This window comes from Arthrobacter sp. 92 (genome assembly GCF_050260325.1).
Taxonomy (GTDB): Bacteria; Actinomycetota; Actinomycetes; order Actinomycetales; family Micrococcaceae; genus Arthrobacter.
This window is the reverse complement of record NZ_CP189863.1, coordinates 1774825-1798199: the sequence shown is the minus strand read 5'-3', so window position 1 is coordinate 1798199 and position 23375 is coordinate 1774825. Positions and strand designations below refer to the sequence as shown.

Annotated in this window: 15 protein-coding genes; 5 read left to right on the top strand and 10 right to left on the bottom strand. The window is 66.2% G+C overall.

Annotation, left to right across the window (positions count from 1 at the left end; all coding sequences use genetic code 11):
* Positions 1–744 (bottom strand): DUF5998 family protein, encoded by a 744-nt coding sequence (locus ACP4XC_RS08200; RefSeq protein WP_427174408.1) that lies wholly within the window; start codon positions 742–744, stop codon positions 1–3.
* A gap of 32 nt (positions 745–776) precedes the next feature.
* Positions 777–3470, bottom strand: a complete 2694-nt coding sequence (locus ACP4XC_RS08195) for a GNAT family N-acetyltransferase (RefSeq protein ID WP_427174406.1) — start codon at positions 3468–3470, stop codon at positions 777–779.
* Positions 3471–3524: 54 nt separating this feature from the next.
* Between ACP4XC_RS08195 and ACP4XC_RS08190 the strand changes: the two genes are divergently transcribed.
* Positions 3525–6053, top strand: coding sequence for a DNA gyrase/topoisomerase IV subunit A (locus tag ACP4XC_RS08190; protein ID WP_427174405.1), 2529 nt, complete (start codon positions 3525–3527; stop codon positions 6051–6053).
* 76 nt (positions 6054–6129) lie between these two features.
* Entirely contained in the window at positions 6130–6648 is a 519-nt protein-coding gene (locus tag ACP4XC_RS08185) for a DinB family protein (RefSeq protein WP_427174404.1), read from the top strand.
* Between the two features lie 174 nt (positions 6649–6822).
* Here the strand turns inward: ACP4XC_RS08185 and cydD are convergent, their stop codons facing one another.
* Genes cydD through ACP4XC_RS08170 form a run of 3 tightly spaced genes read right to left on the bottom strand, consistent with a single transcriptional unit; the run spans position 6823 to position 13104 of the window.
* On the bottom strand, positions 6823–10425 hold the full coding sequence (gene cydD / locus ACP4XC_RS08180; RefSeq protein WP_427174403.1) for a thiol reductant ABC exporter subunit CydD: 3603 nt from the start codon (positions 10423–10425) through the stop codon (positions 6823–6825).
* A 6-nt stretch (positions 10426–10431) separates the two neighbouring features.
* Complete coding sequence (gene cydB / locus ACP4XC_RS08175) at positions 10432–11481, bottom strand: cytochrome d ubiquinol oxidase subunit II (RefSeq protein WP_427174402.1); 1050 nt, start codon at positions 11479–11481, stop codon at positions 10432–10434.
* 21 nt (positions 11482–11502) lie between these two features.
* Positions 11503–13104, bottom strand: a complete 1602-nt coding sequence (locus ACP4XC_RS08170) for a cytochrome ubiquinol oxidase subunit I (protein WP_427174401.1) — start codon at positions 13102–13104, stop codon at positions 11503–11505.
* 271 nt (positions 13105–13375) lie between these two features.
* Here ACP4XC_RS08170 and ACP4XC_RS08165 point away from each other — a divergent pair, with 271 nt between their 5' ends.
* Both ACP4XC_RS08165 and ACP4XC_RS08160 read left to right on the top strand, forming a co-directional pair.
* Positions 13376–13762, top strand: a complete 387-nt coding sequence (locus tag ACP4XC_RS08165) for a BlaI/MecI/CopY family transcriptional regulator (RefSeq protein ID WP_427174400.1) — start codon at positions 13376–13378, stop codon at positions 13760–13762.
* A 6-nt stretch (positions 13763–13768) separates the two neighbouring features.
* Complete coding sequence (locus tag ACP4XC_RS08160; RefSeq protein WP_427174399.1) at positions 13769–14758, top strand: M56 family metallopeptidase; 990 nt, start codon at positions 13769–13771, stop codon at positions 14756–14758.
* Between the two features lie 61 nt (positions 14759–14819).
* Here ACP4XC_RS08160 and ACP4XC_RS08155 read toward each other — a convergent pair whose 3' ends face one another.
* Positions 14820–16928, bottom strand: a complete 2109-nt coding sequence (locus ACP4XC_RS08155) for a DNA gyrase/topoisomerase IV subunit B (protein WP_427174398.1) — start codon at positions 16926–16928, stop codon at positions 14820–14822.
* 223 nt (positions 16929–17151) lie between these two features.
* Here ACP4XC_RS08155 and ACP4XC_RS08150 point away from each other — a divergent pair, with 223 nt between their 5' ends.
* Positions 17152–17373, top strand: a complete 222-nt coding sequence (locus tag ACP4XC_RS08150; protein WP_427174397.1) for a DUF7455 domain-containing protein — start codon at positions 17152–17154, stop codon at positions 17371–17373.
* Positions 17374–17681: 308 nt separating this feature from the next.
* On the opposite strand, the gene ACP4XC_RS08145 is transcribed toward ACP4XC_RS08150, so the two are convergent.
* The 4 genes from ACP4XC_RS08145 to ACP4XC_RS08130 all read right to left on the bottom strand — a co-directional run bounded on the left by ACP4XC_RS08145 (position 17682) and on the right by ACP4XC_RS08130 (position 23093).
* On the bottom strand, positions 17682–19019 hold the full coding sequence (locus ACP4XC_RS08145; RefSeq protein ID WP_427174396.1) for an RNA polymerase sigma factor: 1338 nt from the start codon (positions 19017–19019) through the stop codon (positions 17682–17684).
* A 319-nt stretch (positions 19020–19338) separates the two neighbouring features.
* Entirely contained in the window at positions 19339–20685 is a 1347-nt protein-coding gene (locus ACP4XC_RS08140) for a DUF4192 family protein (RefSeq protein ID WP_427174395.1), read from the bottom strand.
* A 102-nt stretch (positions 20686–20787) separates the two neighbouring features.
* Positions 20788–22119 (bottom strand): MFS transporter, encoded by a 1332-nt coding sequence (locus tag ACP4XC_RS08135; protein ID WP_427174394.1) that lies wholly within the window; start codon positions 22117–22119, stop codon positions 20788–20790.
* A gap of 35 nt (positions 22120–22154) precedes the next feature.
* Positions 22155–23093 (bottom strand): proteasome assembly chaperone family protein, encoded by a 939-nt coding sequence (locus ACP4XC_RS08130; RefSeq protein WP_427174393.1) that lies wholly within the window; start codon positions 23091–23093, stop codon positions 22155–22157.
* Between the last annotated feature and the right edge of the window lie 282 nt (positions 23094–23375).

Below are 23375 nucleotides of genomic sequence, written 5' to 3'. Positions count from 1 at the left end.
TCAGCGCTGGTGCCCGCGGCTGAGGCGGCTGGCGAAAACGCCCATCCGGGGGCGCCGCGGAAGAGCAGGGGCCACGTGCGGCACCGGCGCGGGCGAGCCGGTGTTCACCGCGCGGAGTGCGCGGGCGAACAGCTTGGCATCCTGCACGGCCTGGAGTCCGTCCGCTTCGGCACTGATCCGCAGGACGATGTCCTCCTGGGCGATCGTGCCGCTGTAACCATGGTCGGCCTCGCACTGCGGATCCCCGCAGCTCGCCGGTCCCATGTCGAGGCGCTGGCCGCCGGACCATGCGATGGACAGCGTCAGTTCCCGCACGGGGTCCGACGGCTTGTAGTTCTGCGGCTGCGCGTACATGTAGCTCAGCACCACGGACCGGATCTGCGCTACCGGGACGGACTCGGTGGAGATCTGGGCCACGATCTGCTCGCCGGCTTCGTCAAGCTGCTGGTCGTCCACGTGGGCAATGACCATCATGTCGTCCGTGAGCACCAGGACGGTGATGTGGCGGCGGACCTCGGCGCGGTCAAAGTGCGTTTCAAGATGCACCAGGTGGGCCACGCAGTCGCGGCCGTCCAAGGCATCGTCCACCACATCAGCCACCAGCCGCGGGTAGAAACCTGCCTGCTGGAGCGCCCCCTCAAGGCTCTGGCCCTGGGCACTATGGTCATGAGAGCCGTGGCTGCGTGCGGCCGGGTGGCCGGACCTGGATGCGTGCGGCTTTGAGATGGGAGGCTGGGGGCTCATTACCCCATTTTCACAGATCGGCTGGGCACTTGCTAACTGCGCATGGCCCGGCGTGCGCTGTCCGTCCGCTGGGCGGCGTTGGCAATCCGCACATCCGCGGCCAGGATTGTGGCGCCGGCGGCACCAGCCAGGACGGGATTGAACTCCACGAGGGCGATCTCGGGGTGATTGTCCTTCAGCCTGGTCAACCGTGCGGCCAGATCCTCCAGGGCGGCCACATCAACCGGCGGCAGTCCCTGGTAACCGAACAGTTTCCGGGAGGCGCGGGGCCCGCGGATGAACTCCTGGACATCGGTGCTGGAGAGCGGAGGCACGCGGTGGGCCCAGTCATCGAGCAGGTTGACGGCGTCCCCGGCCAGGCCGAAAGACACCACCGGACCAAGCAAGGGATCCTCAATAGCCCGGAACGTGCAGGCCTGGCCCACGGGGGCCATGGCTTGGACCTCCATGGAGGGCGAACCGTACGGGGCCAGGGACCTGTGCATCTGGACTATATTGAGCCGCAGCGAGTCGGCGTCCTGGATGTCCAGCCGCACGCCGCCGAGGTCCAGGCGATGCCGCAGTGCCGGGTCCGTGGTCTTCAGCACCACCGGCCAGCCCATTCGTTCCGCGGCCGCCACGGCCTGCTCGGGTGTTTCGAAGCCCTCCGAGGGCAGCACGTATATGCCATAGTGGGCCAGCAGTTTCGCCGCGGTGTCAGGCTCAAGTTGGACAAGCTGGTCACCGGTGACTCCTTGGAGAAGGTCCTCCAACCCGGCCCGGACGCTTTCGGCGTCGCAGCCGTCCGGCTCAACGAACAGGCCCTTGTCCCGGTCCACCCACTCCGCATACTTCACCACTGCGGCGAGGGCGTCGACGGCGGCCCCCGGGTTGGAGTAGCAGGGCACCGCTACGGGGGCCGGGTCCGCGCCGCCCACCATTCCCTCGACGTAGATGGAGGGATCCAGGATCCCGGTGAAGGCCGCCACTGCGGGTTTGCCGGCTGCGGCTGAACACTCGGACAACACTCCGGCGATGTTCTCCACGGTGAGTCCCCGGGCCGGAAGCAGCGCCGCCACAACCGCGTGCACGGTGTCCGAGGACATCGTTTCCGCGAGCCTGCGCCGCAACGCCGGAAGCGCAACCGACATGCCGGCGTCGAGGTCCACGTCGGTGACGATGTGCTGCACGCCGAGGCCGTTGGCGGTGGCACTGTCCGCCACCACTTTACCGAGGGCACGGGAGTTGCTGAGGATGGCCACCCCTGCGCCCTTCGGAAGCGGCTGGGCCGAGACGATCTGGGCAACATCCATTAGTTGCTCAATGGTTTCCACCCGGATGACTCCGGCCTGGCGCATCATGGCGTCCAGGGCGCCGGGCGGCGCCTGGGTGGTGCGCACGGCGTGACCGGGCGGGAGCTGGAGCCCCATCGAATCGGACTTGGCCACGATAACCGGCTTGGTGCCTGCGAGGCGGCGGGCAAGGCGGGAAAACTTACGCGGATTGCCAATTGATTCCAAGTAGAGGCCGACGGCGGTGGTGTTGCCGTCGTCTTCCCAGAACTGCATCATGTCATTGCCCGAGACATCCGCCCGGTTGCCGGCGGAGAGAAAAGTGGAGATCCCCACACGGCGCCGGCTTGAAGCGGCGTAGAGGGACACCCCGATGGCTGCCGACTGGCTGAACAGGCCCAGTCCGCCCCGGCGGGGCAGGCTCGGGGCCATCGAGGCGTTGAGGGAGACTGCCGGATCGGTGTTGACGATGCCCAGCGACGCGGGCCCGATGACCCGCATGCCGTTTGACCGCGCCTGCCGGACCAACTCGCGCTGACGGGCCATCCCGCGCTCTCCGTCCTCGGCGTAGCCTGCGGTGGCCACCACGAGGCCCTTCACGCCAGCGGCGGCGCATTCATCGACCACCTTGGGAACCTCTTCATAGGGGACGGCGATAATGGCCAGCTTCACGGGTCCCGGAACCTCGGCGAGCCGGGCGAACGACAACATGCCGGCCAGCTCCAGGGCTTCGGGGTTGATCGCGTAGACGGGTCCTGTGAACCCGCCCTCGATGATGTGTTCGAGGAGCTGGTAGCCGATGCTTCCCCATTTGCGGCTGGCCCCGATGACAGCCACGGAGGACGGCGCGAGCAGCTCCTGGATGCTGCGTGCCTCAGCGCGGTGCTCGCGGGACTCCATGACTTCCCGGGACTTGTCCGTGGGGTCGATATTGAACTCCAGGCTCACCACGCCGTCGTCGAAATGGCGTTTGACGTCGTAGCCGGCGTCGGCGAACACCATGAGCATCTTGCGGTTCTCGGGCAGGACCTCGGCGCTGAATTTCCGGATCCCGTTTTCACGGGCGGCCGCGGCCAGGTGCTCGAGCAGGATGGAGCCGATGCCGCGGCCCTGGTGGGCGTCGGCGATATTGAAGGCCACCTCGGCTTCCTCGGGGTCGTCGAGCCGGTCATAACGGCCGATCCCCAGGATTTCGCCGCCGATGGTGATCACCAAAGCCACCCGGTCCTTATAGTCCACTTCCGTGAACCGCTGGAGCTCTTTGCTGGACAGCCGGGATTTGAACGCGAAAAAGCGCATGTAGATGGATTTTTGTGACTGCCCCGTGTGGAAAGCCTGCACGGCGTCCGCGTCGGAGGGGTGGATGGGCCGCAGATGTGCCGTCCCGCCGTCGCGCAGAACGACATCGGCCTCCCAATATTCCGGATATACGCCGTCCCCGGGCTGATCCACCATAGGCTTAGCCTAGCTATAAGTCCCGCAGTAAACCCTTAAGGATCCACCAGCCCCATGGCACGCCGCCAAAGTTCCGCCCCTGAACCGGACACCAGCCAGGATTACACCGAGAACATCGTCGACATCGATGTCACGTCCGAAATGGAAGGCTCGTTCCTCGAATACGCCTATTCGGTCATCTACTCGCGGGCCCTCCCCGATGCCCGTGACGGCTTGAAACCGGTTCAGCGGCGCATTCTTTTTATGATGAGCGAGATGGGCCTGCGCCCGGACCGGGGTCACGTGAAGAGCGCCCGCGTGGTGGGCGAGGTCATGGGCAAGCTGCACCCGCACGGCGACACCGCAATCTACGACGCCATGGTCCGCATGGCGCAGGACTTCTCCCTGCGGCTGCCCTTGATCGACGGACACGGAAACTTTGGTTCCCTCGACGACGGCCCCGCTGCCCCCCGCTACACCGAAGCGCGCCTGGCCGCTGCGGCGTTGACCCTGACGGACCACCTCGACGAGGACGTGGTGGATTTCGTCCCCAACTACGACAACCAGCTGACCCAGCCCGATGTGCTTCCCGCCGCGTTCCCCAACCTGCTGGTCAACGGCGCCACCGGCATCGCCGTGGGCATGGCCACCAACATGGCCCCGCACAACCTCGTGGAGGTCATCTCCGCCGCCCGGCACCTGATCGACAATCCCGATGCCACCCTCGAGGACATCATGCGCTTCGTTCCCGGCCCCGACCTGCCCACCGGCGGCCGGATCGTGGGCCTGGACGGGATCCGCGAGGCCTACGCCACCGGCCGCGGCTCCTTCAAGACCCGGGCAAAGGTGGAGATCGAGCAGCTCTCGGCGCGCCGCACCGGCCTGGTGGTCACGGAGCTGCCGTACATGGTGGGGCCGGAAAAGGTGATCGAGAAGATCAAGGACGCCGTCAACGGCAAGAAACTCACCGGTATCAGCGACATCGTTGACCTCACGGACCGCAAGCACGGCCTGCGCCTGGTGATCGAGTTGAAGAACGGCTTCAACCCGAACGCTGTGCTGCAGCAGCTGTACCGTTACTCGCCCATGGAAGATTCCTTCGGCATCAACAACGTGACGCTGGTGGACGGCCAACCGCAGACCCTCGGTTTGCTGCAGCTCCTCTCCGTCTACGTGGATCACCGCATCACCGTGGTGCGTCGCCGCACCGCCTTCCGCCTGGCCAAGAAAATGGACCGCCTCCACTTGGTGGAAGGCCTGCTGATCGCCATCGTGGACATCGATGAGGTGATCCAGATCATCCGCTCGTCGGACGAGGTGGCCGCAGCCCGTGAGCGCCTGATGTCCATTTACGACCTCACAGAAGTCCAGGCGAACTACATCCTGGAACTGCGGCTGCGGCAGCTGACCAAGTACTCCCGCATTGAACTCGAAAAAGAGCAGGAGCAGTTGCGCCGCGAAATCGCGGAGCTGGAGGCCATCCTGGGCTCGGACCAGCTGCTGCGGGAACTCGTGTCCGGAGAACTGGGCGAGATCGCGGAAAAGTACGGAACTCCCCGCCGCACCGTACTGCTGGAATCCGAGGCCGTCTCCCCCACCGTGGCTGCCGCCTTGGCCGCCGCGCCCGGGGCCAAGGGCAAGGCGGCTCCGCTGGCCCTGGAGATCGCCGACGATCCCTGCTGGGCCATCCTGACGGCGTCCGGCCAAGTGGCCCGCACCTCCAACCAGGAGCCGCTGGCCGAAGCCGGGCCACGGTCAAAGCATGATGTCTTCCGTTCGGTGGTGAAAACCTCGGCGCGCGGGGAAATCGCCGCAGTCACGTCCCAGGGACGGATGCTGCGCCTCCAGGTCATGGACATGCCTGTGCTCCCGCCCATGTCCGGCCTGCCGAACCTGACCGGCGGCGTTCCGGCCAAGGACTTCATCACTTTGCTGAAGGGTGAAACCCTGGTGGCTTTCGCGCCGTTGGACCAGGTGCTGGCGCTCGGGACTGCGCAGGGCATCGTCAAGCGCGTTCAGCCCGAATACCCCCTGAACCGTGAGGACTGGGAGGTCATCGCGCTCAAGGACAAGGACACCGTGGTGGGAGTCGAAGCGGCGGCGTCCGACGACGTCGACCTCGTCTTCCTGACCCGGCAGGCACAGCTGCTGCGTTTCAACGCGGGCACCGTCCGCCCGCAGGGGCGCACAGCCGGCGGCATGGCCGGGATCAAGCTCGGCGCCGGGGACCAGGTGCTGTTTTTCGGTGCGGTCCGGGCCGATGACGACGCCGCGGTTGTGGTGACGATCTCCGGCACCGAAGGCGCACTGCCGGGCACTGCGCCCGGGGCCGCCAAAGTGACGGCGTTCGCCGAGTATCCGGCTAAGGGCCGCGCCACGGCCGGGGTCCGCGCCCACCGCTTCCTGAAGGGGGAGGACACGCTCCTGCAGGCGTGGGCGGGACACGGGCCCGCCAAGGCCTCCTCGGTGGCCGGAGTGGCCCGCTCACTCCCCCAGGAGCATGGCCGCAGGGATGGCTCGGGCATTCCCTTGTCCCAGGCGGTGGAGGCCATCGGGCCAAGCATGGCATGGGCCGAGGAAACCAGCGAGGCCATTGGGGCTTAGCGGCGCCGGGTTCCCGAACCGGGCGGCGGTGAACGTTTTTGCCCGGATTTACCCGGAGTCCGCCTACACTACTGGCATGCCTATCGTTCCCGATGAAAAAGACTGGACCTGGGTTTTGTCGCGGCCCTGCCCGGAATGCGGTTTTGACGCCTCAGCGGCAACGCCGGCCACGGCCCCGGGGATGGTGGAGAGCATGCTGCCCCGCTGGCGTGCCGCGCTGCGGCGCCCCGACGCGGCGGAACGCCCCGACGACGCCACGTGGTCCGCCCTTGAGTATGCCTGCCATGTCCGGGACGTGTTCGCCGTGTTCGACCACCGCCTGAGCCTGATGTTGCGCCAGGACGACGCGCGGTTCGAGAACTGGGATCAGGACCTGACCGCAGTCGAAAAGGATTACGCCAATGCCGACCCCGCGGAGGTCAGCGCCGAACTGACGTCCGAGGGCGAGCAGATCGCCGCTTCCTTTGCCGCAGTCCATGAGGACGACTGGGGCAGGAAAGGCACCCGCGGCAACGGTTCGGAGTTCACGGTGCTGACGCTCGCGCAGTACTTCCTGCACGATGTGGTTCACCACCTCCACGACGTGGACGGCTAGCCCTGGCCCCTTTCAGAGGTGGAAGCCCTGGCTACAGTGACTTGTCCCGGGCCAGGGTCCGGTGGACCGCCGTATACCCCAATCTCTTGTAGAGGGCCAGGGCGCCGGTGGCAACGCCGGCGAACGGCGCCGCTTGCCGAAGGAGCCTTCGTTCTCCGGGATCATGGGAACAGGCTAGCCGCGGCCGGCTCCCGGGACCAGCAACCCCGCGGCTCCGCTCGACCGCGCTGTTCCTCCGCTCCTTCCCGGAGTTGCGTCGCTGCTCCGGTCGGGCTTTCCCTCATCGAGGTTCAGGCGCCGGTCGGTGGGATCAAGGTCCGCCGGATTGTGGGTCACCAGGACCACGGTCCGGCCGCGGAGGCCCTTTCGCAGATCGGACAGCATCGCCTTGCCGGAGGCGGCATCCAGGTGGGCGGTCGGTTCATCCAGGAGGATCACATCGGCGCCGGTCATCAGGGTGCGGGCCACGGCCAGCCGCTGCCGTTCTCCGCCGCTCAGGAACGCGCCGCCCGGCCCGATCCTGGTGTCCAGCCCGTCCTGCAGCCGCGCCACGAGGCGGTCGAGCCCCACGGCGGCGAGGGCGTCTTCCATGTCGCGGCCGGCGTCGGAGTCAGGATCTGGGGAAGCGTGCTGTGACTGTCCGCCGCCGTGGGCGCCGCGGTTCGAGGGCTCCCCCTCCCCATTCTGGGTGGCGGGGCGCCCCAACAAGAGGTTTCCCCGGATGGTGGAGTCAAAAAGATGCGCTTCCTGGGGGCACCACGCGGCGCTGCCCGTGACGGCCACCTGGCCGCTCCGCGCGGGCAGGAACCCCAGCAGGACCGCCAGAAGGGTGGACTTCCCCGTGCCCGACGCTCCCGTGACGGCCAGCCAGCGCCCGGGTTCCGCCGCGGCCGTGACACCGGAAAAAACCGGCGGGGATCCGGGCCAACCGGCCGACAACCCCTGCAATTCAACTCCGGCCATGCCGGCCGGCCGCCCGGGAATGCTCACAAGGCCGCCGCTCTCCGCGCCGCCGTCCGCGTCCAGGACGCCCGACTCGCTGATCCGGTCCAGTACCTGGCGCAGCGCCGGGTACTGCCGGACCGCCGTCGTGGTGGCCGCGTAAGGTTCCACGAGCGCAAGCTGCAGCAGAATCACTACGGCGGCGATCGCCGGCTCCGCGGCCCCGGCCATGACTTGGGGTGCCGCAAGCACCGCCCCGGCGAATGCCGCCACACCGCCGGCCAGGACGGTCAGCGCCTGGCCCAGGCCCTCCGCCCAGGCGGAGCGGCCGGCAGCCGCGGTGGCGGCATGGTCGGCAGCCGTAATGGCCGACAGCACGGGGCCCGACACGTTGTTGGCATGCAGTTCTGCACGCGCGTCAAGTGCCGCGGCGACTTCGCGCAGCACTCCACTGCGCAAAAGCTGTTCGGTGCGTGTGGCCCTCCGGTCGGCGGCCAGCGCCAGCAGGGGCGCCATCATCAGGGAGAGCACAGCGGCTCCGATCGAGGCCGGAAGGGCGGCTGGAAGAAGGACTCCGGTGGTAGTCACGGCGGCGGTGCCCAGCGCCAGCGCCGTGACGGGCGGCAGGACCACCCGGGGCAGCAGATCCCGGACGGTGTCGACGTCGTCAATCACCGTTCCCAGGACGTTGCCGCCCTGAAGGAGCTTCCGGAGGGCAAGAGCGCGCCTGCTCAACGAATCCCACAAGCGGCCGCGCAGTGTGGTCAGGGCGGCGAAGACGGCGTCGTGCAGCAGGAGTCGTTCGGTGTAGCGCAGCACGGCACGGCCGATGCCGAAGAACCGAACGCCCACAATAGCCGTCAGCAGGTACAGAATGGGCGGCTGCTCGCTGGCCCGGATGATCAGCCAGCCCGAGAGGCCGGAAAGTGCCGCGGCGAACATCGCCGCCAGGGTGCCCACCACGGCGGCGGCCCCGAATTTTACCGACTCGGGTTTCAGTAGCCGCCGCAGGCGCGGGAAGACCGCGGCTCCTCCGGCACCGGGACGCCGCTCGCGGCTCTGCAGCGCGGCCCGGCGTCGAGAGGACGTCTTCTCCGGCACGGATGCCTGATCCGGATGATCGCCGTGCGGCGATGGCAACGGGACCGGAGCCAGGGCGCGGGCCAGCGCCGGTGCGGCTTTGCGTTCCGTCGCGCACGCCTCGGCAGGCGCGCCAGGCGCGGACGGAGACCCCGGACCGGCGGCGACTGCCACGATGTGATCCGCAAGTTCCCGGGTTTGGCGGTCGTGGGCCACCAGGAGGATGGTGGCCCTTCCGCGCAGATCCATGATTGCCCGGCTGACCACGTCCGCCGACTCGCGGTCCAGGTGTGCCGTGGGTTCATCGAGCAGGAGAACGGTGGCGCCGGCCTCGATCCGCGCCAGTCCGCGCGCGAGTGCCACACGGCGCAGCTCCCCCGGGCTGAGCCCGGCCGGGTGCCTTGCCCAGAGGTGCCCGGCTCCGGCTGCCTCGAGGCAGCGTTGCGCGGCTGGTCCTTCTTCCGCTGAGGCCGTCGTGCCGCCGAGATAGAGGCGGATTTCGGCAAGGACCGTATTTTGCACCATCACGGGGTGCTGAGGCACCCACGCGACCTCGTTCGGTGAAAAACCGGCGAGCTGACCGCTGACGGCAGACCCTTCGCCGGTTCCCACGGCGCCGGCCAGCACGCCGAGAATGGTGCTTTTGCCGGCCCCGCTGGCGCCATCCAGGGCCGTGATCCGGCCGGCGGGTGCACTGAAACTGATCGGCCCGGCTGCCGGATCCTGCCGGCCGCTGTACGTGACACTCAGATCCCGCACGGTCACGCATGGAAGGCCCGTTCGGCTGCCGGAAGTCTCCTCCACCGGCTCCAGCCGGAGGGTTTCGGGGGCGTCCATCACAGCCGTCACCTCAGCCAGGGCTCCGCGGCCGTCGTCGCTGGCGTGGTGGGCCGTGCCAAGTTCGCGAAGCGGGAGGTAGCAGTCGGGAGCAAGGATCAGGGCCAGCAGCCCGGCCTCCAGCGCCATGTCCCCGTGCACCAGCCGCACACCAATGAACACGGCCACCACCGCCACCGAGATGGTGGCTATGAGCTCCAGGGCGAGGGCGGACAGGAAAGCCGTGCGAAGGGTGCCCATGGTCCGGGTCCGATATTGCTCCGAGATCTCCTCAAGCGCCTTCCGCTGTGCGGAGGCTCGGCCCAGGCCCACGAGGACCGGCAGGCCCTTGGCCAGTTCCAGCATGTGGCCCGAGAGCCTGGACAGCGCCGATTGCGCCGCCTTGACGTTGTCCTGGGTATAGCGGCCGATCAGCACCATAAAGACGGGTACCAGCGGCACGGTCAGGACGATGACCGCGGCACTGACCCAGTCCGCGAGGAGGATCCGGGCACCCAACAGCAGCGGTATGGCCGCACAGTTCACCAGGGCGGGCAGGAACTGGGTGTAATAGCTGTCCAGTGCGTCCAGGCCCCGGGTGGCGAGGATGGCCAGGCCGCCGTCGGAAGGCCCGGCGGCCCGGGCGCCATTCCGGAGGGCCCGCGTCAGCAACGCGGAGCGCAGTTCCTCCTTGACCCCAAGCGCCGCCCGGCGCGACGCGACGCCCTGGGCCCAGACTGTGGCCGCCCGGAGCACCACGCCCGCCAGGCCCCAACCCAGCTGCTCACCCCACGCGGGGTTTTGGGACACCAGACCGGCGAGTATGGAGGCCACTGCCTGCGCCATCAGCACAAGGGCGAGTGCCTTCAGCGCCGCCAGCAAGCCCAGCAGATACAGTGCCCTGCGGTTGGCCGGTCCGGCCGGGAACTGCGGTCTCATGGGTTCCTATTCCTTGGGGGCCAGGGCCCTGGCGGCAATGGCCGGCAGGAAGCTGTGGGCCTCGGGAATGTGGGCAGCGCTGACCCGGCGGCGGAACACCCAGTACGTCCAGGCCTGATACGCCAGGACCAGTGGAAGCCCGATGCAGGCCACGACGGTCATCAGGCCCAGTGTGTAGTTCGAGGAGGACGCGTTGGTGACGGTCAGATTGAAGCCCGCGCTGATGGTTGAAGGCAGGACCACGGGGAAGACGGCCCCGAAAATGGACGCGCTGCCAAGCAGGAGGAACGCACCCAGGGACAAAAAGGCCTTGCCCTCCAGGCCTTTGCGGGCGAAGTACCAGGCGATGGCAGCAGCCACCACGGCGGCTGCGAGGATGGCGAGCGTCCAGATCTTGCCGTCGAGGACCTGGATGCTGATGGCCCAGCCCGCCATAGGCAGCAGGAGCACCGGCAGCAGCCGGACAAACCAGTTGCGGGCACGGTGCCGGACATCGCCGTCGGTCTTCAAGGCAAGGAAGGCCAGCGCGTGCAGGATGGAGAAGCCCACCACGGCCAGGCCGCCCAGGACCGCGTACCCGCTGAACCAGGCGAACGGGCCGCCTTCGCGGTCACCGTTGGCGTTCAGGGGCAGCCCGGTTGTGGTCAGGGCGAGTGCGGCGCCGACGCCAAAAGCCGCCACCAGGGAGCCGGCCGCGATGGCCCAGTCCCACAGTGTCCGCCAGCGCTCGGTGTCCACCTTGCCCCGGTACTCGAAGGCCACGGCACGGAAGATGAGAGCCACCAGCACCACCAGCAAGGGAAGATACAGGGCGGAAAACAACGATGCGTACCAGAGGGGGAACGCCGCGAACGTGGCCCCGCCCGCGGTCAGCAGCCACACTTCGTTGCCATCCCAGACAGGACCGATGGTGTTGAGCAGAACGCGGCGCTCGGTGTTGTTGCGGGCGAAGAGCTTCATCAGGACGCCGACGCCGAGGTCGAAACCTTCGAGGAAGAGGTATCCCGTCCACAACACCGCGATGGCAATGAACCAGATGGTGGGTAGCAGTTCCATTCCGAATATCCTCTGCTCTTCTTAGTAGGCGAATGCCAGGACGTCATCGCCGGCGCCGGGCTTGCCGGTGCCTCGCTGGCCGGGCGTGGCGTCTTCGTTTTCGTCGGCGGCCACGTGGACCAGTTCCGGCATGGCCGAGACAACCCCGCCCCGGATGTACTTCACCAGCAGCTTTACCTCCACCACCAGCAGCACGGCGTAGACGGCGGTCAGCACGAGCAGGGAGGTGAGCAGTTCGCCGGCCGATACACCGGGTGAGACGGCCGCGGCGGTGAACATGAACACCTGGTCGATCCCGCTGAGATCGGGGTTCGGCGCCACCACAAACGGCTGCCGGCCCATTTCGGTAAAGATCCAGCCGGCGGCATTGGCGCCAAAGGGCGCCAGGATGCCGAAGACGGCCAATCGCATCAGTCCGCGGGACACCGGCACGGTGCCCTTCCGTGTGAGCCACAGGGCCACGAGGGCGGCAAGGGCAGCCACTCCGCCAAAGCCGATCATCATCCGGAAGCCCCAGTAGGTCACCTCCATGACAGGGACGTACTGGATGTCCTGGCCCGCGCGGTCACCGTAGATGGGGTTGTTCGGAAGCTGGGAGCCGTAGTCGGCCTTGTACTGGTCCAGAAGGCTGTTCACGCCCTTGACCTCTGTGGTGAAGTCGCCCTTGGCCAGGAAGGAGAGGATGCCGGGCACTTCGATGACGGCCTTGATGTCGTCGCAGTTACGTGAGCCAACGTTGCCTACGCTCAGCACGGAGAAGCCGGTGCCGTCGTGGCAGGCCGCCTCCGCTGCGGCCATCTTCATGGGCTGCTGCTCAAACATCAGCTTTCCCTGGAGGTCGCCGGTCAGGGCCGTGCCGGCAAAGGAAATCATGGCAACCACGGCGCCGATACGGAGGGAGCGGATCCAGACCCGGTGGTCGGTATGGTCGCGGCCGGGGATGTTGGCCTCGCCCGGGATCACTTTCCCGTCCGCACCCACGCTGTCGATTCCGTCGTGGCGCCGGCGCCACAGGTGGTACCAGGCAATCCCCAGCAGGAACCCGCCGGCCACGGCCAGCGCGCCGAAGAGCGTGTGGGGAACGGCCACGAGGGCCGTGTTGTTGGTGAAGACGGCCCAGGCGTCGGTCATGACCGGCCGGCCGTTGATCATCTGCACACCCACGGGGTGCTGCATCCAACTGTTGGCGACGATGATGAAATACGCGCTGAACACCGAACCGATGACGGCTATCCACAGACAGGCAAGGTGGACGCCCTTCCGGAGCTGCTTCCAGCCGAAGATCCACAGACCCAGGAAGGTGGACTCCACAAAAAAGGCGAGCAGGGCTTCCAGCGCAAGCGGAGCACCGAAGACATCGCCCACAAACCGGCTGTACTCACTCCAGGCCATGCCGAACTGAAACTCCTGCACAATGCCGGTGGCCACGCCCATGATGAAGTTGATCAGGAAGAGCTTGCCCCAGAACTTGGTCATCCGTAGGTACTCCGGCTTGCCGGAGCGGTACCAGAGCGTCTGGATGACGGCCACCACGAGGCCCAGGCCGATGGTCAACGGGACCATCATGAAGTGGTAGACGGTGGTGATACCGAATTGCCAGCGCGCGATTTCCAAAGCTTCCAAGGCGGTCCCTACTTTTGGCTAGGCTCTCAATAGTCCAGGTCTTCTACGTTTTGTAGAAAAGCCACTTCTACGCAGTGTAGAACAATTCCGCAAGCACTGTAAACAACAGTTCCATTGCCCGGAGCCACTGGCAAGGGCCCGGCGCGCCGCCTGTTCTACCTCATGTAGAAAGAATGTCAAAAAGAAGGTAAATTTAGATCTTAAGGATTCGGATACCGCGACGCGAAGGCCAGATGGCCGGAGGTGGCGAAAGTTAATAAGGACGTATGGCATGGCAAGTCTTGGTGAACTGGAACGGGCAGTGATGGACCTGCTTTGGGCAGGCCAGGAAGCGGCCACCGCCAACACTCTGCGGGATCTGCTGGCGCAAAGCACCGAGGCCCGGGGCGGCGCGGCGGGGCACGAGGGTAAAGACCTCGCCGTCACCACTGTTCTGACCGTCCTCTCGCGCCTGGAGAAGAAGGGCCTGGTGGAACGGGAGCGAGGCACGCGGCCGCACCGCTATCAGGCGATCTCCAGCCGGGCGGATCACACTGCCGAACTCATGCACGAGGTCCTGGGATCGGCACCGGACCGCGAAGCAGTGCTGGCCCGCTTCATCGGCTCGGTGACGGAAAGTGAAGCCGAAACGTTGCGCAAACTGCTTGGCCACATCTAGCAACGCATGTTCTGGACCTCATACCTTCTGGCGGTCCTTGCGATAGTGCTGGCATGGCCGGTTCCTGTCCTCCTTTCGCGCGCCCAATGGCCTGCCCGCTCACCGTTCACCGCGATGCTGCTCTGGCAGGCCATCGCGCTTGCCGGGGGCCTGTCCATGATCGGGGCCATGCTGGTCTACGGCCTCGAACCGATTGGCGAGAACCTGCTGGCCGGGCTGCGATCGCTGGCGGGTATGGTGCTTTACAACGCGCCCACCACGGCGTTGGGCTTCTGGCACCTCTTTGCGTTGTCCGCCGCGGCACTGCTGACCGCGCACCTGGTGTTCACGCTGCTCCTGACCTATTACAAGATCGAACGCCAGCGCAGGCGTCACCGCGAACTGCTTGCGTTGCTCGCGTCCCCCTCCCACGACGGCCCGGGAACGGTGGTCATCAACCATGATTCCCCGGTGGCCTACTGCCTCCCCGGCGGTGCACGCTCAGTCACAGTTCTGAGCGACGGCCTGATGGCGGCCCTTGAGCCTGCCGAACTGCGGGCGGTGCTGATCCACGAGAATGCGCACCTGACCCAGCGTCATCACCTGTTGCTCTGGGCCTTCGCCGCGTGGCGGCAGGCCCTCCCATGGGTGCCCACCACCCGCCTCGCGCAGGATGCGGTGAACTCCCTTATCGAAATGCTGGCGGACGACGTGGCGCTGAAGACCGAGAGCAAGGCAACGTTGATCAAGGCGATCGCCATCGTCGCCAGCGGCCCTTCCGGTGCCGCAGGCGGCCGGGCGGCCTTCAGCGGGGCCCTATTGCCCGACGTCGAGCCGGGGGTCCAGGGAACGGGCGGCGGAGCCGGATCTGCGCGGACCACCGCCACCAGGGTCAGCAGGCTCCTATCCCCCAAGCCGCCGCTTCCCGCGCCACTGCGGTCACTTGTCCTCGCGGGCTGCCTTTTGCTGCTGGCTGTCCCGACGGCGTTGCTGATCGTCCCGGGCCTGCTTGCCTGATGGCGGGACCAGCCTGCCCGGCTGCTGCCGTGGCGGGGGCGCTTGCGCCGCGCCGCCCAGGTCAGGCGTCGATCCGCTCCCTGTCGAGGCTCGCGGCGCCGGCGATGATGAAGTCCTTACGGGGGGCCACGTCCGAGCCCATGAGCAGGTCGAAGGTTTCCTCGGCCTGCTTGGCGTTCTCGATCCCCACCTTCCGCAACGTCCGGTGCCTGGGGTCCATGGTGGTCTCAGCCAGCTGTTCGGCGTCCATCTCGCCCAGGCCCTTGTAGCGCTGGATCGGTTCCTTGTAGCGCTTGCCTTCCTTGGCGAGCCTGCCGAGGAGCACGTGCAGTTCCGCCTCGGAATAGGTGTAGATCATCTCATTGGCCTTCTGGCCGGCATTGCTGACTTCCACGCGGTGCAGCGGGGGCACGGCGGCAAAAACGCGTCCGTTGTCAATCATGGGACGCATGTAGCGGAAGAACAGGGTCAGCAGCAGCGTGCGGATGTGAGCGCCGTCCACGTCGGCGTCGGTCATGAGGATGACCTTCCCGTAGCGGGCTGCCCCGATGTCAAAGCTGCGCCCGGAACCCGCGCCAACCACCTGGATCAGAGCCGCGCATTCGGCGTTGGAAAGCATATCCCCCACGGAGGCCTTCTGGACGTTCAGGATCTTGCCCCGGATCGGCAGCAACGCCTGGAAGTCGGAGGACCGGGCCAGCTTGGCGGTTCCCAGTGCTGAGTCGCCTTCGACGATGAACAGTTCCGAACGGACGACGTCGTCGGTCCGGCAGTCGGCCAGCTTGGTGGGCATCGAGGACGTCTCCAGCGCGTTCTTGCGGCGCTGCGTTTCCTTGTGGACGCGGGCGGAAATGCGGGACTTCATCTCGCTGACGATTTTTTCCAGCAGCAAGGCTGACTGGGCCTTGTCGCTGCGGTTGGCCGAGTTCAGCTTCGCGTTGATTTCGCGTTCCACCACCCGGGCCACAATGGCCTTGACCGCGGAGGTGCCCAGGATCTCCTTGGTTTGTCCCTCGAACTGCGGTTCAGCCAGCCGCACCGTCAGGACCGCTGTGAGGCCGGCAAAGATGTCGTCCTTCTCGATCTTGTCATTGCCGGCCTTGAGCTTGCGGGCGTTGGCTTCAACGGCCTTGCGGAAGGTTTTGACCAGCGCCTGCTCAAAGCCCGACTGGTGGGTGCCTCCCTTTGGGGTGGAAATGATGTTGACGAAGCTGCGCACCGTGTTCTCATAACCGATGCCCCAGCGCAGGGCCACATCGACCTCGCAGTCACGCTCCACCTCGGCCAGCTGGCTGTGGCCTTTCTCATCGAGGACCGGCACCGTCTCCTTGAATTTACCGGAGCCGTGCAGCCGCCAGGTGTCGGTCACGGCCGGATCGGCGGCAAGGAAGTCCACAAACTCCGAGAGGCCGCCGTCGTGGTGGAAGACTTCCTCGTGTGGGCCTGATTCACCGGGGGTGCCGGCGAGTTTGCGTTCATCCCGAACAGTGAGTTTCAGTCCGGGCACCAGGAATGAGGTCTGGCGGGCGCGGGCAGCAAGTTCCTCGTAGGAGAACTTGGCATCGGGGGTGAAGATCTGCCGGTCCGCCCAATAGCGGATGCGCGTTCCGGTGACGCCGCGCTTGGCCTTGCCCACGATATCCAGCACGGAGCCGTCCAAGAAGGGCTCGAAGACTGACGCCGGGTCCGGTTTGGTGCCCGGGTCCTTGAAGCGGCCGGGCTCGCCCCGTCGGAAGGACATCTTGTAGGTCTTGCCGCCGCGGTCCACCTCGACGTCCAGTCGCGAGGACAGGGCGTTCACCACCGATGCGCCGACGCCGTGCAGGCCACCGGACGCGGTATAGGAGCCGCCGCCAAACTTGCCGCCCGCGTGCAGTTTTGTGAAGACCACCTCGACGCCGCTCAGCCCGGTTTTCGGTTCGATGTCCACCGGGACGCCCCGGCCGTCGTCGTGGATCTCCACCGAGTTGTCCTGGTGCAGGATGATCTTGATGTCATGCCCGAACCCGGCCAGGGCTTCGTCGACCGAGTTGTCGATAATCTCCCACAGGCAGTGCATGAGGCCGCGGGAGTCGGTGGAACCGATATACATGCCCGGACGCTTGCGGACGGCCTCAAGGCCCTCCAGCACAGACAGGTGCCGGGCGGTGTAATCAGAACTTGGTGCCACGGGTGGTGAACTCCTTCGGTGACGGGACAACGCGGGGTTTTATTGCTCCTCCTAGGGTAGTCGGCGGATGGGCCGGCCCCCGCTTCCCACACCCGCTGAGCCTCCGCGGGAAAGAACGCGTTACGGAGCTGTGATACGCGCACAGCGAAAGTGATCCATCCTTGTCATGGTTTTGCTACGAATGCTGGTTATATAGATATACAGATCTACTAAGGAGGCCGACATGACAACAGCAGTTGCGGACCGCACACTCAACGCACTGGACCGGTGCGATCGTTGCGGAGCACAGGCATATGTCCGGGTTGTTCTCGAGTCCTCCGGCGGGGAGTTGCTCTTTTGCGGCCACCACGCACGCGCAGTGGAGGCAACGCTCAAGCCGATGAGCTCCGGCTGGCACGATGAGACGGACCGGCTCAACGAGAAGGCAGCGGTTCCGGTCGACTAGCTCATGTGGTTGGCCAGGTGACTACCACCCCAAAGCTTTAGCCACTGTACCTATACCAAAGCTGTACCAATACCAAAGCAGGGCCCCTCCACTCGGAGGGGCCCTGACTGTTTGGGACTCCATGGGTTTGCGGAAAAGGTGCCCCCAGCGGCGCCTCGCTGAAACAGCGGCACCCGGGGCAACGTCGCGTTCCAGGAGAACGCTCATAAAAGAACGCGGGGTCACCTGGCGCCCGATCCTCCGGGGAGGTGGGCGGGTGACCCCGCGTTCTATGCTGCGTTGCTTGGACCGGTGACTCCGGGCCCGTCCTAGTCCAGGTAGTCGCGAAGAACCTGTGACCGCGACGGGTGCCGCAGCTTGGACATGGTCTTGGACTCGATCTGCCTGATGCGTTCACGGGTCACACCATAGACCTTGCCGATTTCGTCTAAAGTCTTCGGCTGGCCGTCGGTCAAGCCAAAGCGCATTGCCACCACTCCGGCCTCGCGCTCGGACAGGGTGTCCAGCACCGAGTGGAGCTGTTCCTGCAGGAGCGTGAAGCTCACTGCGTCGGCAGGAACAACAGCCTCGGAGTCCTCAATGAGGTCGCCGAACTCGGAATCGCCGTCCTCGCCAAGGGGCGTGTGGAGCGAAATGGGCTCGCGGCCGTACTTCTGGACTTCGACAACCTTCTCGGGGGTCATGTCCAGTTCAAGCGCGAGTTCTTCAGGAGTCGGTTCGCGGCCGAGGTCCTGCAGCATCTGGCGCTGCACTCGAGCCAGCTTGTTGATGACTTCAACCATGTGCACCGGAATGCGGATGGTGCGGGCCTGGTCGGCCATGGCCCGGGTGATGGCCTGGCGGATCCACCACGTGGCGTACGTGGAGAACTTGAAGCCCTTGGTGTAGTCGAACTTCTCGACCGCGCGGATCAGGCCCAGGTTGCCTTCCTGGATGAGGTCCAGGAACAGCATGCCGCGGCCGGTGTAACGCTTGGCCAGCGAGACCACCAGACGGAGGTTGGCCTCCAGCAGGTGGTTCTTGGCACGCTTGCCGTCGTGGATCACGAACTCGAGCTCACGCTTGAGCTTCGGGTCCATGGATCCGTCGTCAGCGTTGATCTTTTCCTCGGCGAAAAGGCCGGCCTCGATGCGAAGGGCCAGGTCCACTTCCTGCTCGGCGTTAAGCAGGGCGACCTTACCGATCTGCTTCAGGTAGTCCTTGACGGGGTCCGCCGTTGCACCGGCGGACATCACCTGCTGAACGGGCGCGTCGTCGTCGTCGGCATCGGAGTAGACGAAGCCGGTGCCGGTGGCAGCAGCCCCGGCCTTGGCGGCGTCGCCTTCTTCGGCCAGCTCAGAGACGTCGGGCGTCACATCGTCGAGGTCTTCATCAACGTCGATCTCGTCCGCGTCATCCGAGGTGCTCTCTCGACCTGACTTGCCGGCGGCCTCCGCCGCGGCTTTGGCACCAGGCTTGGGTCCGCGCTTCTTGGGCCCGGGCTTGAGGGCGGCCGAGACGTCGCCGTCCTCGACGGAGGCGGCGTCCTTGACGGCCTTGTTGGCTGCACGCGTTGCAGCACGCTTAGCGCTCGTCGCCGCCTTCTTCTCCTCAGGGGACAATTCGGCCTGGTCGGCGGGTTCCTTCTTGGCGGAAGACGGGGTCACAGAAAACCTTTCTAGCGGCGGTCTGTGGAATCACCATACGGGCAACACCACTATGACCCTGTCAAGTCCGTGATTCACATCAGATGCGATCGCAGCCAGCAGAGTCACTAAGTAGAACTGCTGACGCGCCCGTAATGTTCCCGTTTCCGGGCTCCAATACATGCACCTGATTCACGGACCCAACCGGGTCTCGGCAACCATTGTCTCATGATTTTCCCAATCAGCGCCTCAGCGCCGACTCCGGCGCTAATATTTCATCAGCCGCGGCCACCGCCCGCCCGCAGCACGCCCGAGCCTTGGCCGCACAACGGCAGCGTGGCTATGCGGCGTCGGGTTCAAACCGTTGCCACGCCGACTCCTTTCGCCCGGCCCAGCCGCAGAGCATGCCCCGCCGGACCATTTCCGCCAGAAGTTCAGCCAGCCTGTAGCCCGGCTGCACGCGGGCGGCCTGGCCCAGCAGCGCGTCGGCGAACGATCCCCTCCCCCGGCACCACTCGATCCATCCCCGGGCCGTCAGCGCGGCCGCCGATGCCTCGCCGCCGCCGCTCCATCCAAGCTCCACCAGGACCTGCTCCAGCCTCCGCAGACCCTCCCACCGCGGAACCGCCGGGGCCAGCCCCAACAGAACATCGCCGTACCCGGGCACTGCGCCAGCCGGTCCCGAACCCGGGCTGTCCGCACCGCCGCAGCCATGGTCCGTGGTACCGGGCTGCGGCCAATCCAGCCGGGGAGTCAGCACGGGCAGACACTCGTCGTCATCGAAGATCCCGAATTCCTCCGCTCCCCGCTCGGCCGCCAGACGGCCGGCAGCGGCCATCACCAGGACAGCATCCCGCCACGGCGGAACCAAAAGTGACGCCCGCAGGTACCCCGCCAGTTCCGACGGCAGCGGGCTGACCGCCTCGCTTGAGAGCACCCGGGTCCAAATGTTCAGGACATCTTCGAACTGACCCCGGCTCCGCCGGCGCGGCAATAGGTCCCGGGTCCACCGGCCCTCACACTCGAGAACCGGTAAGTCGGGGCAAGGTCGCGGGGCCGTCTGTGCCGCGGCATCGGCGGGATCCGCACCCACGCTGCTTCCCCGAAACACCATCTCCGCATTCAGGCGGCTGTTCCTGATCTCGTCGACCGGGTGTCCCGCGGGCGGGCAACAGTCAGGGTCCGAGCAATAGGCGCTGCGCCAAGAGACGTCGCCGATAACCCACGCGTCGCGTACGGGCATACCGGCAGAACAAAGCTCGGTTTCGAGGGCAACAAGCAGCTTTGCCAGCCGGGACGGGAGCGGAAAGCCGTTCTGGCGGCCGCCCGCCTCGACGTCGGCGAACCGGCAGTCGTCAGCGAACCACCCGTCGTTGGCAACGGCGCCGTTGAGCCCGTGGCCGGTGGGATGGCCTTCCAGGATCCGGGCCTCATTCGTGAAGAAGGCAAGGAGCGTGCCGTCGGCAGCGGCGTCCGCCTCGAGGTAGGCGCCCACGGACCGGGAGAACTGCCGCAACTCTGAAGGCGAGCCGGCGGCCGGCAGGTCGATCCGGAGCGTTGCTCCAAGCCGTTTGCCTTGCATGGTCAGGGCAACAAGGCTGTCGGCGGGCCAGTAGCCCAGCGAATGCGGAATGAAGCCGAGGATATCCTCCGGGCCGGTGATGGTCAGGTGTTCTGGAAGTGTCATAGAACCACCTTGAGGTCCCCTGGCATCAGCCGGACAGGCCGGACCCTTCCTATGTGGAGAACCCACGACCGTCAAGCCGGGCCTTGCACTTTCCCCTGCGCCCTACTGGGCCTTGCGGCGTTCGAGGTTGCGCTGGCGTTGTTGCGCGAGGGCCTTCAGGAGCGGCGGCACAACGACCCCCTGGGCAGCCATCTGCCGCCGCACCTTCCGGCGGGTAAAGACAATGGCGAAGGCGCCTATCCCAAGCAGGACGAACTGGACGCTGAGCGCCAGCCTGAAAGGTTCCAGTCCGTACAGCTCGCCCTGGGAAAAACCGGTGGCTTTGAGGAGGTCCAGCACCAGGCCGATCAGGTAGATGGCCACGAGCGCGGCGATGAATCCGCCCACGTTCACGATGCCGGTGGCCGTTCCGATCCGGTGTGCGGGGTTGAAGGTACGGGCAAAGTCAAAGCCGATCATTGAACCGGGGCCGCCGATGGCCAGGACCACCACAAGGGCTGCAAGCATCCAGAGCGGCGATCTGCCGGGCATCAGCAGCACCGCGGCCCAGGCGGCCGCCGTGGTCGCCGCGATCAGGAGGACCATGGTGGACCGGCGCAGGGGATGCCGGGAGACAAAGCGGCCGATCATCGGGCCGGCCGCGATTGCCGCAGCGACATAGAGGGCCATCAGCCCCGAAACCGTTCCCCTGTCCAGCCCCTGCGCTGAAATGAGGAACGGGTAGCCCCACGTCATGGCAAAGACGGTGCCGCTGAACTGGATGGTGAAATGGCTCCACAGCCCGAGCCGGGTCCCCGGTTGCCGCCACGCGCTGGACAGGGACACGCCGGTGGCGCGGAGGCCTTGGCCCGTTGTCGCTGCCGGATGCCCGGGGGGCTGATCCTGGAGCAGGACCAGCACCAGCACAACGGCCAGGGCGGACATCGCTGCCAATGTCAGGAATGCCGGCGTCCAGCCGGCGGAATGGATGATGAGCGCAAAGGGAACCACGCTGAAAAGCTGCCCCAACTGGCCGGACATGCCGGTCAGCTGCGTGAGCAAGGGCACCCGGACCGGCGCGAACCACAACGGGATCAGCCGGATCACCGATACGAAAGTCATCGCATCGCCAGCGCCGACCAGCACCCGCCCCAGGACCCCGCCGGGGATGTTGTCGGCGAAAGCAAGCTGAAGCTGGCCCAGAGCCATAAGAATGGCTCCCCCGGCGATCATCGCCCGGGAGCCAAAACGGTCCACCATCACCCCGACGGGTATCTGCAAGGCCGCGTAGACCAGCAGTTGCAGCACTGTAAAGAAGGAGATCTGCGCCGCGCTTGCATGGAACCGGTCGGTTGCTTCCAGCCCCACCACACCAAAGGAGGTCCGCTGGCTGACCGCCACCAGGTATGCAAAGATCCCGATTGTCCAGATGAGCCAGGCGCGCGGTGAAGTCACCCCTCCATTATGCCCGCACGTGAGATAAGTAGTATTTAAAGTCCCGGATCCTTACGGGCCAGGTAGGCCTCAACCGCGGCGCCCAGCGCGTCGGCGTTTGGAAGCTCATCATTTTCATCGGCCAGCAGCGACCGCCGAACAGTGCCTTCGGCCTTTTCGTCGTACCTGGCCTCCAGACGCGAAACCACCTGCTGCACTTCCCCGGACGCTTCGATCTGCTCGGCGATCTGGCGGCCCACCTCACGGCCCGCCTCACGCAGACGGTCGGCGGGAAGCATCAAGGACGTGGCAGCCCCCAGGTATTCCAGCCCGGCAACGGCAGCCGTGGGATATTCGGCCTCAGCAAGGTAGTGGGGCACGTGGATGACGTAGCCGGCAACGTTGCGTCCGGCCTCAATGAGCCGCAGTTCAAGAACGTGGCCCACCGCGGCCGGCACCTCGACCGTGGGCTTCCACACCGAGATGCCCTCCACCAGGTCAGGACGGTTGCCATGGACTGTGACGCCCACGGGACGGGTGTGGGGAACCGGCATCGGGATCGCATGGATCCATGTCACGAGATTGACGTCGAGCTGTTCCACGATCCCGACGACGGCGCGCGCGAACCGCTCCCACTGCAGGTCCGGCTCAAAGCCGGCGAGGAAAAGGAACGGGTTCCCGAGTCCGTCCACCAGCCGGTACAGCGCCAGGCTGGGCGGCTGATAATCCTGGAGGTGGTCCTCCACGAAGGTCACGTGCGGGCGCCGGGAGCGGTAATCGATCAGCTGGTCGGCGTCGAAAACAGCGACCACCTCCGAGTCAAGCGTGTCCAGCAACTCTGCGGTGATCTGCTTCACCACGTGACCGGCGTCGGCGAATCCGGTGAAGCCCATCACCATGTTCAGCCCACGCAGCGCGGGGCTGTGGAACAGCTCAATGTTGCTTGCATAGAGCGCAGCGGGGTCCAGCAGAGAGCCGGAAATCCGTTCAAGCACGGCATGTTCCTTTCGCAGTAACGGCGGGGCGTGGGAGGTTGCGGCGATACCGCAAGGGCACTCTGGGCGGATCCGCCGGATAATTCCTATAACGCGCCGGGCGCTGGAACCATTCCACGGCCACCTTGTGTCTCACGTCTCACGGAATTCCGCGTGGCCGCAGCGGAGAGACTACGATCGGAACTGGCCTTCACGGACGGCCTTGCAGACACCGGTTGCGTCTCAAGCCGACAACGGCCGGTTTCCATGGCGGTGCGCCCAAACATGCGTTTCCCGCCGTTA